Raw genomic sequence first — 12,285 nt, forward strand, 5'->3', positions numbered from 1 at the left:
TCATGCAGCTTAAAATTGTCAGCGGCCGTTCAGGCTCCGGAAAGTCCGTTGCGCTTCGCGTACTGGAGGATCTGGGCTATTACTGCGTTGATAACCTTCCAGTTAACTTACTGCCGCAGTTTATCGCCGCGCAGAACGATCAGGACAGCCTCATCGCTGTCAGTATCGATATCCGCAATATGCCAGCCGATCCCGACGAAATTGCGCAGACGCTGGCGAAGCTGCCAAACGACGTCGACATTGATATTTTCTTTCTCGATGCTGACGACTCAGAGCTCGTTAAACGTTTCAGTGAGACCCGGCGCCTTCATCCTTTGAGCCGCGATAACCTCTCTCTCGAACAAGCTATTGAGCGTGAAAAGCAACTGCTGACTCCACTTAAAGAGCGCGCCGACAAAGTCATCAACACCTCTAAACACTCAGTGCATGATTTAAGTGAAGCCGTTCGCTCATTGGTACTGGGCCGTACCAATCGTGATTTGGTGATGGTGTTTGAATCTTTTGGTTTCAAGCATGGCCTGCCGTCTGATGCGGATTATGTGTTTGATGTCCGGTTCTTGCCTAATCCACATTGGGAACCAGCGTTGCGTCCACTTACGGGTCTCGATGAGCCGGTGAAAATGTTCCTCGCAGGCGAGCAGGACGTCGCCATGCTGATTGCGCAAGTCAAAAGTTTCCTTGAGTCCTGGCTTCCCGCGCTGGAAAACAATAACCGTAGCTACCTGACGGTTGCTATCGGCTGTACCGGCGGTCAGCACCGTTCAGTGTATATCGCGCAATACCTTGCCGATTACTTCGCCGCGACAGGCCACCAGGTTCAAGTCCGCCACCGCACTCTCGAAGGACAAGTATGAGTCGACTCAGAAAGGACGTATTGATCCGCAACCGTTTAGGGCTGCATGCCCGAGCTGCGGTTAAACTGGTCGAATTAGCACAAAGCTTTGATGCACAGGTGATGTTGACCAAAGATGAACAAACCGTCACCGCAGACAGCGTGATGGGCATTCTTCTTCTTGACTCCAGTCAGGGCGAACAAATCACAGTTTCAGCAGAGGGTTCCGAAGCGCAGCAGGCTTTTGATGCCATTACTGCGCTCATTGAAGCAGGCTTTGACGAGGAGAACTAACCCTTCTCCTTCGTTCCCACAGAAACATTTTCTCATTTCCCACTCTTTTCCTTCTTAAACGCCAAAGACAGCTTTGGTTGTTTGCGTTAATATTCATGTCATTGCGTCACCCGCCGTCATACGGACACTCCCATGGCAGAGAATTACGAAGTAGAACAACCTAGCCAAACGCACCAAACGCTGCAGGAAGTCAGTCGCGCCCTCGAAAACGGCATGTTTGTTCATGTCCGTCGCATGCTCGAAGACATGGAGCCCGAGGATATTGCGCACCTACTGGAAGCATCTCCACCGAAGAGCCGTCTGGTTCTTTGGCAGTTGACCGATCCTGAAGAGCAAGGCGAGATCCTCGAAGAGCTTTCTGAGGATGTGAAAGACGGCATCATGGTGCGAATGCAGCCTGAGCAGCTTGCCGCTGCGACAGAAGGCATGGACACCGACGACGTGGCTTACCTGCTTCGAAGTCTGCCTGATAACGTCTCCCAGGACGTTCTATCGCAGATGGACGCGCAGGACCGAGCACGCGTTGAACAGGCGCTCGCTTATCCTGAAGAAACTGCCGGTGGGATGATGAACATCGACGTGGTGACCATCCGCTCGGATGTCACCGTTGACGTCGTATTGCGCTATCTGCGTATGCGCGGTGAACTGCCGGAAGCCACCGATGCCCTTTATGTCGTTGATGAAAACAGTCGACTGATCGGTGAGCTGCCTATCACCACATTGCTCACCTCCCAGCCTGACACTGAGGTGTTGGAAGTAATGGAAGACGTGGATGATGCGATTCCCGTCGACATGAGTGACAGCGACGTTGCCAGCCTGTTTGAGCGCCGCAACTGGGTATCTGCGCCAGTTGTCGATGAAGAGCATCAGCTTGTCGGTCGTATCACCATTGATGACGTGGTTGATATCATCCGTGAAGATGCAGAGCACTCAATGATGAGTATGGCGGGTCTGGATGACGAAGAAGACACCTTCGCACCTGTGTTGAAATCAGCCCGCAGCCGCAGTATCTGGCTGGGAGCTAACGTGCTTGCCGCGCTTGCTGCTGCTTCTGTATCAAACCTTTTCGAAAACACTCTCGATCAGATGGCAGCCATTGCAGTATTGATGACCATCGTCCCTTCCATGGGCGGTGTTGCAGGTAACCAGACTGTTGCCCTAGTCATTCGTGGTCTCGCTGTTGGCCATATTGGTGATTCCAACACCCGCTGGCTTCTGAACAAAGAGGCATTGGTTGGTTTACTGAACGGCGTTATTTGGGCCTGTATCATTGGCGGTGTTGTAGTACTTTGGAAAGGCAACTTAATGTTGGGCGGTATCATTGCTGCAGCCATGCTGACCAATCTAGTGGTTGCCGGTGTTGCGGGTGTGACAGTCCCGATATTGCTCAAGAAGATGAAAGTTGACCCCGCACTGGCTGGCGGTATGGCGCTGACTACCATCACCGACATGGTTGGTCTTTCTGTTTTCTTGGGCCTAGCCACCCTATTTTTAGTTTAATAGCATTAAATTTAACACCAATATAACAAAACCTCCTTCGGGAGGTTTTTTCGTAGAAAAAGTCACATTCCTACATCGACACCCACCCCAAAAACACATTCCCCCTACTTTTGTAAATGAAAAAGTCATCGAAACTTCATACTGTTGATTTTTTTCTCGACAATCAAAAGTTAGACACTATTCTTAACATAACAAAAGTAAAATATGCAGCTGGAATATTAGCACAGGAGTTTATAATGTTCTTGCAATCGATCCACAATTACAGAGCCGTGGCTATTATCGCTATTGTTATGAGCCATTCTTATGTTTACGGCTTTGAAGATACAACCGGATTCGTTTCTGTCCTTAAGAATATTCTCACTGGCGGCACTGCACTTTTCGTTTTTATCTCAGGCTATATGTTCCATCATATTTTCTATAAGAGATATCAATATAAATCCTTTATGAAAGGGAAGTTTGAGAGGATCATTGTTCCTTATTTGATTCTTACTTCACTCGCTATCCCTCTGGTTTATGTTATTAAATCTGGTTTCTTCGCTCCTGATGCAGACTATTATAGAATTGTATTTTTCTCTCCTGATGACAGTGCTTTCTCAACAACCATTAAATATTACTTAACGGGGAGAATGCTAACCGCCTATTGGTATATTCCTTTTGCGATTCTATTATTCCTGGTTTCTCCTCTTCATTTTAAATTTATTGAGCTACCCAAGCGTACACAGGTAGTCCTCATAGCCTTATTTTCTGTTATTTCTATTTTCTTGCATCGTTCATATGAAAACATAAACCCAATACAGATGCTGGTATATTTCACACCTTTCTATTTGGTTGGGATATACATTTCTCTTTATAGAGAGGAAATTAACAAGAACTGTGGGACAAAGGCATCAATATTCCTTTCTTTTGCTTTGCTCTTAGCATTCTATCAATACATTCAAGGGCACGAAGGAAGTTACTCAAAGAGTATTTTTGAATATGGTGGTATTGACATCATGTTTATTCAGAAAATGTTTTTATCTATTGGGCTTTATTTCTTGCTGGAAACCTTCGTATTCAAAACTAAATTAACGGACCTGATATCTGATACCAGTTTTGCAATTTTCTTTATCCACCCTTGGGTGTTAACCACCATTAAAAGGCTTCCGTTTTTGGATCACCCGGAATCGACCAATATTCCTTACTATCTAGTGACCTGTTTTGTCGTCATTGCACTCAGTATGTTGATAGCCGTTGCCCTGAACAAACTCCTGACAGGAAAAGTGAAATCCCGCTATATCATTGGCTACTAGCACTCAGATAGAACCGAAAAAAGCCACCTTATCGCAGGTGGCTTTTTCATTTAGTCGTCAGGATAAGCTAAGTGTTGAGCTTACTCACCACCCACTTTCATCGACTCTATAAGAATTGAGCCAGTCTGGATTTGGCTACGGAACTCCGTATCTGCGCCAACCGCCACAATCTGCTTATACATATCAGCCAAGTTGCCCGCAATCGTGATTTCACTAACAGGATACTGGATTTCACCGTTTTTGACCCAGAAGCCCGCTGCGCCACGCGAATAGTCACCCGTGACGATGTTAACGCCTTGGCCCATCAACTCTGTCACCAAAAGACCCGTTCCCAATTCTTTCAGCATCTGTTCAAACGACTGGCCAGTGTTCTTCACAAACCAATTATGAATACCACCAGCGTGGCCTGTCGGCTGCATGTTCAGCTTACGTGCCGCATAACTGGTTGCCAGATAGGTTTGTAGCTCACCATCTTTGATGATATCCAAATCGCGAGTCACCAGACCTTCGCTGTCAAACGGTGCGCTCGCCATGCCTTTCAAAATGTGCGGACGCTCGTTGACCTCAAACCAATCAGGCAGTATCTGATGACCCAGCTTATCCAGCAGGAAGGAAGATTTACGGTAGAGATTCGAACCGCTGATACCCATCACCAAATGACCAAGCAAGCCGGTTGCCACATCCGCAGCAAACATCACCGGGAACTGCCCTGTTGCCAAGCGACGCGGTTCCATGCGGGAGAGAGTGCGCTTAGCTGCCTCAATACCCACTTTTTCCGGTCCCCACAACTCATCTTTGTCGCGGGAAACGGTATAGCTGTAATCACGCTCCATACCTTTGCTGTCTTCAGCAATCACGCTGCAGCTGATGCTGTGACGACTGGAGGCATAGCTACCCAGCATGCCATGGCTGTTACCGTAAACGCGCACACCGTAGTGGCTGTCATAGCTCGCGCCATCGCTGAACTTGATACGCTTGTCGTAATCCAGCGCAGCACGCTCAGCAGCAATCGCCTTTTCTGCCGCGTGATCCGGCTCTGGCTCATCTGGGTGGAACAGATCCAAATCCGGATAGTCAAACGCCATCAGCTCTTTCGGGCCAGGGCCTGAAAACGGATCTTCTGAGGTATAGTTGGCGATATCCAAAGCCGCTTCAACGGTTTGAGCTATCGCCTTTTCAGATAAATCAGAGGTTGAAGCACTGCCCTTACGGTTGCCGCGATAAACGGTAATGCCCAGCGCGCCATCGCTGTTGAACTCGACGTTTTCCACTTCGCACATGCGGGTCGATACACTGATGCCTGTGGTTTTGGTGATTGCCACCTCTGCCGCATCCGCTTTCTTGCCCGCCAACTCCAGCGCACGGGTTACCGCCGCTTCCAGCTCAGTACGTTGCTGAGCAACCTGTTGTTTCACGTCCATAAGGTCTTAAATTAATGAGTGTTGCTGATAAGCATACCACTCGAAAGGGCCGCAATGCTTAAAAAACACCAGCAAAATTCGACATTCTTGATAAGATACGCCGTTATCGAAACCGTCAAACAACCTCGGGAAGAATTATGGGCCGTAAGAACAAACGTGAGCCTTGGGAAGAGGAAGAAGAGATCATTTGGGTCAGCAAGACCGAAATGAAACGTGACATGGAAGAACTGCAGAAGCTGGGCGAAGAGCTGGTTGCTTTAAAACCTTCTGTATTGGCAAAGTTTCCGCTGGACGACGATTTGCGTGCAGCCATTTCTGACGCGCAACGCTTTGACAAAGAAGCCAAGCGCCGTCAAATGCAGTATATCGGCAAACTGATGCGCGCCCGCGATCCTGAACCTATTCAGGCGGCGTTGGATTTACTGCGCAATAAGCACAGCCAACAGTCGATTGAGCTGCACAAAATGGAAAAGCTTCGTGATCGCGTCGTCGCAGAAGGTGATGCTGCCATTAACGATGTCGTGGCACAGTACCCAAGTGCTGACCGTCAGAAACTGCGTCAACTAGCCCGTCAGGCGAAGAAAGAGCAGGAAGGTAACAAGCCGCCAAAAGCTTACCGCGAAATCTTCCAGATGCTGAAAACGCTGAAAGCAGAGTCGGAAGACTAAAAAAGCCGGGGTCACCCGGCTTTTTGCATTTAGCGGCAGCAATTATTCCGTGCCACCTACCGTCATCGCGTCCAGTTTCAAGGTAGGTTGACCCACACCAACCGCCACACTTTGGCCGGCTTTACCACATACACCAACACCACGGTCCAGCTTCAGGTCGTTACCGACCATAGAGACCTGCTGCATGGCTTCAATACCACTGCCAATAAGGGTCGCGCCTTTTACTGGCGTCGTCACTTTACCGTTTTCGATGAGGTAGGCCTCACTGGTAGAGAACACGAATTTGCCAGAGGTGATATCCACCTGACCGCCGCCAAAGTTAGGGGCATACAATCCATATTCCACGCTACTGATGATGTCTTCCGGCGTGCTTTCACCTGCCAGCATATAAGTGTTGGTCATACGTGGCATTGGCAAATGTGCGTAAGACTCACGACGGCCGTTACCCGTTGGCGCCACACCCATCAGGTGAGCATTATGCTTATCCTGCATGTAACCTTTCAAGATGCCGTTTTCAATCAGCACGTTGTACTGTCCCGGCACCCCTTCATCATCAATATTCAGCGAGCCACGGCGATCTTGTAAGGTGCCGTCATCCACGATGGTACAAAGTGGTGAAGTCACCTGTTCACCAATCTGGCCGGTAAACACTGACGACTCTTTACGGTTGAAATCACCTTCAAGGCCATGACCTACCGCTTCGTGTAATAAGACCCCTGGCCAACCTGCGCCCAGTACCACAGGCATGGTACCTGCAGGTGCACCTTTGGCATGAAGATTCACCAGCGCCTGTCTAACTGCTTCATCGGCATAATTCATCGCAACGGATTTACCGTCTTCTTCTGAGGTGAAGTAGGTATAGGCAAAGCGACCACCACCACCGGCAGAGCCGCGCTCACGGCGGCCGTCTTTTTCCACCAGTACGCTGACAGAAAAACGGACCAGAGGGCGAACATCCGCAGCATAAGTGCCATCGGTTGCTGCAATCAATACCTGCTCATACACACCTACAATGCTGACTGATACTTCCTGCACCAGAGGCTCTTTGGCACGGACATAAGCATCGACTTCTTTAAGCAGTGCGATTTTTTCCTCTTTGGACATGCTTTGCAGCGGATCAATCGCCTGATAAATCATTGGGTATTGGCGCGAAGCAAACGCAGACACTTTTAGCTTTCCGCCTTTGTCTGCGATTCCGCGTGCCGCGGTCGCGCTTTGCATCAAGGCATCAGCATTGATCTGGTCTGAATAAGCAAAGCCGGTTTTCTCACCCGTAATGGCACGGACGCCAACACCGCGATCAATGTTAAATGAGCCATCCTTGATGATGGAATCTTCAAGTACCAGCGATTCGTGCCAGCACGACTGGAAGTAAACATCACCATAGTCGATGTTTCTTGCCGCCAAATGCTCAAGCGTTTGGCTTAATTGACTTTTACTGACACCGGAAAGGTGCAGCATGGTTTCTTCCACGTGTTCCAGGCTCATGAATAAACTGCTCTTTAGCGCTAAAAAAGGAATGTCCCGCAATCCAGTGTATTGCGGGAGAGATATGGGTTCGAGACTGCGCTATTTCATCGCGCATTGCAACCGGGCATGCTGCATGACAGGCATTTTGCTCCGGATTGCGCTGTTAGACGCCAAATCGACATCAGCCCATGCCGTGCCAATCTGCTCGTTCAGACCTGTGACCACTTGTCCCCACGGGTCAACAATCATCGAATGGCCGTAAGTTTCACGTCCGCCTTGGTGACTGCCACATTGCGCTGCGGCTAACACCCAGCATTGGGTTTCAATCGCGCGGGCTCTCAGCAACACTTCCCAGTGCGCCGCACCCGTGACTTTCGTAAATGCGGCTGGGACGACAATGATGTCTGCACCGCGCTGGCGAAGCGCTGAATAAAGCTGCGGGAAACGGACGTCGTAGCAAATAGAAAGCCCAAGCGTGCCAAACGGTGTATCGACCAACACCAAGTTGTCGCCGGACTTGAATGTATCTGACTCTCTGTAGCTACGGTGATTGTCGGCAATATCAACATCAAACATATGCAGCTTTTCATAGGAAGCGCGCAGGTTACCGGCGGCATCGTAAACCAGACAGGTTGTGCTCAAGGTACCGTCGTTGTTGCGGATGGGAAATGAACCCATCACCAGCCAAATACCGAGATCAAATGCCAGCTGGGAAAGCTTCTTTTGCAAAGGTCCATGACCCAGTACCTCGGCGTGCTTGTCATAGTCTTCCTTTGTGCCAAACACCAGACAGTTTTCCGGCGTCAGCACCAATCGCGCCCCTTGCGCTTTCAGATGCTTCAGCTGCCCTTCCAGCACTTCCAGATTTACTTCGGGATCCATCCCTGAATTCATTTGTACGACGCCAAATTTGGTCATTACTCATTGCTCCTTCTGCTGTTCCCGCAAGCGCTTGGTGGCCTGCTCAGGTAACGTCACTTCGCCTGTACTTCGCGAAACTTCCCTGACGACGGGATCATCAATGGCCCCGGTTACCTGATATCGAACCTGTGTGAACGCGTCTACAACTGGCGAAAGCACTGTGGTGACTGCCAATACATAGAGTGCGGTTTGAGGGGTGACAGCAAATGCGGTTAAAACCGGAATCCCGGAGGTCAAATCAGGCACGAATCTAACGTCCGCATTAACCTGATTTTTCGCAAGATTTGCTATCCCTCTAATAAACATATCACCTGCGAGCGCATTCATCTGGATATTATCCGTGACAATCACCCCGTTAGTGATTGAGGCACTGCCGCTGATCTCATCAAAAGCAAGACCGTCCTCAAACACACCGGTAAAGTCGAGCTGCATTTTCCGCAAGATGGAATCCAGGCTGAACAGACCAAGCAATCGGCCTGCACCACCCACACCGCTGATGTAACCATCCTCGATTTTGGTTTCGAGCATGCCGTCCAGAGTCTCAACATTCACCGACCATGGCGCACCGTCAAAGCTGAGTTCGCCAGAGGTTTTCACTGTTGCGTCCTGAATACCGCCAGTCACGGCAAAGCGTCCCATCAGATCGCTACTGTTTTTCGCGGACACGTCGAAACTCAATTCAGAATGGTTAAACCCTTTTTCGGAGATAGACCAATCACCATTGGCACGAATACGGGTACCACCGCTGTCGATAGAAAACTTCGGCATGGTGATGGTTTGACCGCGCTTAAGCAGCTGGGTTTCCACTTTGCCGACGCGATATCCCTGCAGCCAAAGCTCTTTCACTGTCAAATCGGTTGAAGGGATATAATGCATCAGAGCGCGGTCGACATCATTGGCTAACCGGGTACCTTTGCGTTCACCCTCTTCTTCCTGCTTCTCTTTGTCCAGGTCGATATTGAGGAATAAGTGCTCGATAGAGACAGTGAGAAATTTATCTTCATCCCACCATGCGTCACCCGCCAACTCTTCACTGCCTACCAAAACATGAAAGCCGTCGCTTTTCTTACGCGCTGCCATCGAGAAGTTATTGAACACCAGCTCTCCCGCCTTCACCTGTTCGGCTTTAACGTTAAGTCGTGAAGGATTGGGCAAAACAACAGGGAATGAGCCTTTCGATTCACGATGCGCCGCTTCGGCTTTTGCCACCACATCTTTCCAGGCATGGAGATCCAGAACAGGCACATCAATACTGACCGCATTCCCCGTCAGTGGCTGCAGGGAAAGCTCCCCATCACCAATCACAGTGCGGCTTTTGGTCACCACTGGGAGCTCACCACTGATATCAATATTGGCTTGATACTTCACGTTTGGCAGCTCGACCTGCCCTACCAGACTTTGCGCATCGCCAGAGGCTTTCATGCTCCCCTGGCCTTTGATGAAGGAAGGCTTATCCAATGGAGACGGCAAGTTGAAATCTAGGGTCGTCAGATCGGCATCCAATTTCACGTCATAGGTAAAGCCGACATCTTTCAGAGCAATGCCAACATTCAAGTCCCATGCAGATTTCCCTTCAATGAAGGCCATGTCTGGCTGATCCAACGCAGCCTTCAGCTTGTCTGCTTCCCAGTTACCATCAATATCAATGTTAACCAGATAGTTATCGGACTCGGTTTCACCTTTAAACCCGATATTGATGGGCTGCTTCAATAAGTTAGCTTTGAGCTTTTTCGCCCACACCACATCATTATCAAATTTGATGGTGCCGCTGACTTTCTCAAAGGTCATTTCAGGGCTGACAATAGAGACCTTGCTGTTTTTCAATGACGCCTGACCTTTTGCCAACACATCATCCCCGTTGAGTGGAATGTTCAGTGAAATCTTTCCATTCACCTTTCCATCAACCTGGACATGGGTCAGTGCAGCACCGACAGAATCGACAAGCGGTGTTGCCAGCATATAGTCACGAAGATCAGCCCCACTTGAGGCGATATTGGCGTCAATCAAGAGCACGCTGTTGTCATCGCTGAAAGAGGGGATTTCCCCTTTCAAACCATAACCACGGGCCCCCATCAGTCCGACATTGGACGCATCAAGATACAGCGCATCGTTTTGGAACAGCAGATCCAGTTCCAAATCTGTCAGCGTCGGCCACTGGGTATCAAAACTGAACTGCCCATTTTTGAGCGGCACATAAGCCTGAAAAATGCCTTGATGTTCGAGGTACGGGAAGGTTTCAAAGTCGCCATACCACACCAGCTTGGCGTGATCAGCCTGCCCTCCGCGAATCGCTGCGGAGAGATAATCAGTGAGCTCTTCATCGAGTGCTAAAGCAGGGAGGTATCGCCAGGTTTCCCCAGCATTGTTCAAACTGGCTTCGGCGTAAAACGCAAGCCAGGAACTGCGGTCATCAAACGGGATATCCAGACGGAACTCGCCCACCACATCCAAATGGGGCGAGCGCACAGCCACGCTGTCAGACCAGATAGTCACGCTATCTTCATGCATCTGCCAGTAGCCGACCACATTACCCTGTTCAATGTTGAGCGGTGCCTGAAAGAAGTCTCCATACGGCAGGATGTCGTCAGTCATTGCCAGCGTGACCTTGCCGTTTTGACCCACACCTGCCACGGTCAAATCCAGTTTGTGCACTTCCGGCAAGTAGGTCCAATGCTTGAAGCCAACGTTTTTCAAGACTGCAGAGTAGTGAACCTCACCGCCTTTTTGTTGCTCAATACGAATATCCTGCGCCATGCCTTTCGGCGCCAATTCATTGATGGCGTTTTCCACCCCTTTGGGCAGCGCGACCAACTCTCGAAGGGGGAGCAACAACTGCACGTCAAAGTAGCCAAGGTTCACCAGCCAAACGTCATCGTTGATATCCGCTCGCAGGTTCGGCTCTGGCCAGAGTTTGCCATCGGTTTTAATCGCGAAGTTATCAGTGGCGATATGCCAGCCATCGCCGGACTGCTCAACCAGAAGCTGTCCGCGCTGAATATTGACCGATTGCATACTACTGCCCTGGCTTTGTAGTACTGGAGCATTCGGGAACCACGCGATATCACTGTTATTCACACTGATAAGTGCAGAACGGGCTTCGCCTTTTTCTACTGTCAGCCACGCTTCGCCGCCGACTTTAGCCGTCGCCAGCGACACATCTGGGTTAACGAATTTGCTGATCCAGCTTTTCAGCGAGACATCATCCGCCTTAACGTAAAACTCACCATCGAGTGAGCCCAGCCCATTGTTTTCAGTAAACACCCCTTGAACATCAAGCTTATTGAGTGATGTCCCCTGAACACTCACCACACCTTGAACATGGTGAGTCCCTGCGCGGTTGTCCCAAAGCAGAGAGTTAATATCAATGGTTTTACGCTCGTCAGACGGCGACAGCAGGGTCACTTTGGCGTCGTGAATAGCAAACTGGCCCAGCCCGACCAGAAACAGACGCTCCAGCTGAGATTTCAGACTCTCATTACTTTTGTTGTCCCGCTCCGGAAGCTGAGTGAGATCGACGTTAAGCCCGGTGATCGTCACATTGGAAAACGTCGGCTCCCGGCGCTGTAACGTCGCCCAGAGATCGAACTGCATGTCGATGCTTTCAGCCGTCAGAATTTCCAGATGGGAAGTTTCAGTAGAAAGTGTCAGATCGTGCAAAGATAAAGAAGGCACCAGATAACGCCAGTGCCCTTTGAAGGTAGAAAAGTCGATGGTAAAGCCAGAGGTATCACTTGCCCAACGCTGTATCGGCGCTTTAGCCGCATCCAAGTTGGGCAATACAACACGCATGGCCGCGGTAAATACCGCAGCACACACTAGTAAAACAACGAGTAGCCATTTCACCGTCACTGCTAAGCGTTGAGCAAATTTCGCCATGAAAAGAACGGTCT

At 49.8% G+C, this 12,285-nt stretch carries 9 protein-coding genes; 5 read left to right on the top strand and 4 right to left on the bottom strand.

Annotation, left to right across the window (positions count from 1 at the left end; genetic code table 11):
• Nucleotides 1-2 precede the first annotated feature (2 nt).
• The 4 genes from rapZ (at nucleotide 3) to G5S52_RS11405 (ending at nucleotide 3,915) form a co-directional block, all read left to right on the top strand.
• Nucleotides 3-854, top strand: coding sequence for an RNase adapter RapZ (gene rapZ / locus G5S52_RS11390; RefSeq protein ID WP_002537298.1), 852 nt, complete (start codon nucleotides 3-5; stop codon nucleotides 852-854).
• A complete protein-coding gene (locus G5S52_RS11395) occupies nucleotides 851-1,126 on the top strand; it encodes an HPr family phosphocarrier protein (protein WP_165013616.1) in 276 nt (91 codons plus the stop codon). The genes rapZ and G5S52_RS11395 overlap by 4 nt, the downstream gene beginning before the upstream one ends.
• Before the next feature lie 132 nt (nucleotides 1,127-1,258).
• Nucleotides 1,259-2,626: a magnesium transporter gene (mgtE, locus tag G5S52_RS11400; RefSeq protein WP_165013618.1), complete on the top strand. Its 1,368-nt coding sequence runs from the start codon at nucleotides 1,259-1,261 to the stop codon at nucleotides 2,624-2,626.
• A gap of 236 nt (nucleotides 2,627-2,862) precedes the next feature.
• On the top strand, nucleotides 2,863-3,915 hold the full coding sequence (locus G5S52_RS11405; protein WP_165013619.1) for an acyltransferase family protein: 1,053 nt from the start codon (nucleotides 2,863-2,865) through the stop codon (nucleotides 3,913-3,915).
• Nucleotides 3,916-3,995: 80 nt separating this feature from the next.
• Here G5S52_RS11405 and pmbA read toward each other — a convergent pair whose 3' ends face one another.
• Entirely contained in the window at nucleotides 3,996-5,336 is a 1,341-nt protein-coding gene (gene pmbA, locus G5S52_RS11410; protein ID WP_165013621.1) for a metalloprotease PmbA, read from the bottom strand.
• A 137-nt stretch (nucleotides 5,337-5,473) separates the two neighbouring features.
• Between pmbA and yjgA the strand changes: the two genes are divergently transcribed.
• Nucleotides 5,474-6,004 carry a ribosome biogenesis factor YjgA gene (yjgA, locus tag G5S52_RS11415; RefSeq protein ID WP_165013623.1) on the top strand — a complete coding sequence of 177 codons (531 nt, stop codon included), beginning with the start codon at nucleotides 5,474-5,476 and terminating at the stop codon, nucleotides 6,002-6,004.
• 42 nt (nucleotides 6,005-6,046) lie between these two features.
• Here yjgA and tldD read toward each other — a convergent pair whose 3' ends face one another.
• From tldD to G5S52_RS11430, 3 genes are all read right to left on the bottom strand, one after another.
• Nucleotides 6,047-7,492, bottom strand: coding sequence for a metalloprotease TldD (gene tldD / locus G5S52_RS11420; protein WP_165013626.1), 1,446 nt, complete (start codon nucleotides 7,490-7,492; stop codon nucleotides 6,047-6,049).
• 81 nt (nucleotides 7,493-7,573) lie between these two features.
• On the bottom strand, nucleotides 7,574-8,392 hold the full coding sequence (locus tag G5S52_RS11425) for a carbon-nitrogen hydrolase family protein (RefSeq protein WP_165013628.1): 819 nt from the start codon (nucleotides 8,390-8,392) through the stop codon (nucleotides 7,574-7,576).
• Nucleotides 8,393-8,395: 3 nt separating this feature from the next.
• A complete protein-coding gene (locus G5S52_RS11430) occupies nucleotides 8,396-12,271 on the bottom strand; it encodes a YhdP family protein (RefSeq protein WP_165013630.1) in 3,876 nt (1,291 codons plus the stop codon).
• Between the last annotated feature and the right edge of the window lie 14 nt (nucleotides 12,272-12,285).

This window comes from Grimontia sedimenti (assembly GCF_011045095.1).
In the GTDB taxonomy this organism is placed as follows: Bacteria; Pseudomonadota; Gammaproteobacteria; order Enterobacterales; family Vibrionaceae; genus Enterovibrio; species Enterovibrio sedimenti.

Coding starts and splice junctions, on each gene's coding strand:
- rapZ (WP_002537298.1), top strand. CDS start 3: ATGCAGCTTAAAATTGTCAGCGGCCGTTCAGGCTCCGGAAAGTCCGTT.
- G5S52_RS11395 (WP_165013616.1), top strand. CDS start 851: ATGAGTCGACTCAGAAAGGACGTATTGATCCGCAACCGTTTAGGGCTG.
- mgtE (WP_165013618.1), top strand. CDS start 1,259: ATGGCAGAGAATTACGAAGTAGAACAACCTAGCCAAACGCACCAAACG.
- G5S52_RS11405 (WP_165013619.1), top strand. CDS start 2,863: ATGTTCTTGCAATCGATCCACAATTACAGAGCCGTGGCTATTATCGCT.
- pmbA (WP_165013621.1), bottom strand. CDS start 5,336: ATGGACGTGAAACAACAGGTTGCTCAGCAACGTACTGAGCTGGAAGCG.
- yjgA (WP_165013623.1), top strand. CDS start 5,474: ATGGGCCGTAAGAACAAACGTGAGCCTTGGGAAGAGGAAGAAGAGATC.
- tldD (WP_165013626.1), bottom strand. CDS start 7,492: ATGAGCCTGGAACACGTGGAAGAAACCATGCTGCACCTTTCCGGTGTC.
- G5S52_RS11425 (WP_165013628.1), bottom strand. CDS start 8,392: ATGACCAAATTTGGCGTCGTACAAATGAATTCAGGGATGGATCCCGAA.
- G5S52_RS11430 (WP_165013630.1), bottom strand. CDS start 12,271: ATGGCGAAATTTGCTCAACGCTTAGCAGTGACGGTGAAATGGCTACTC.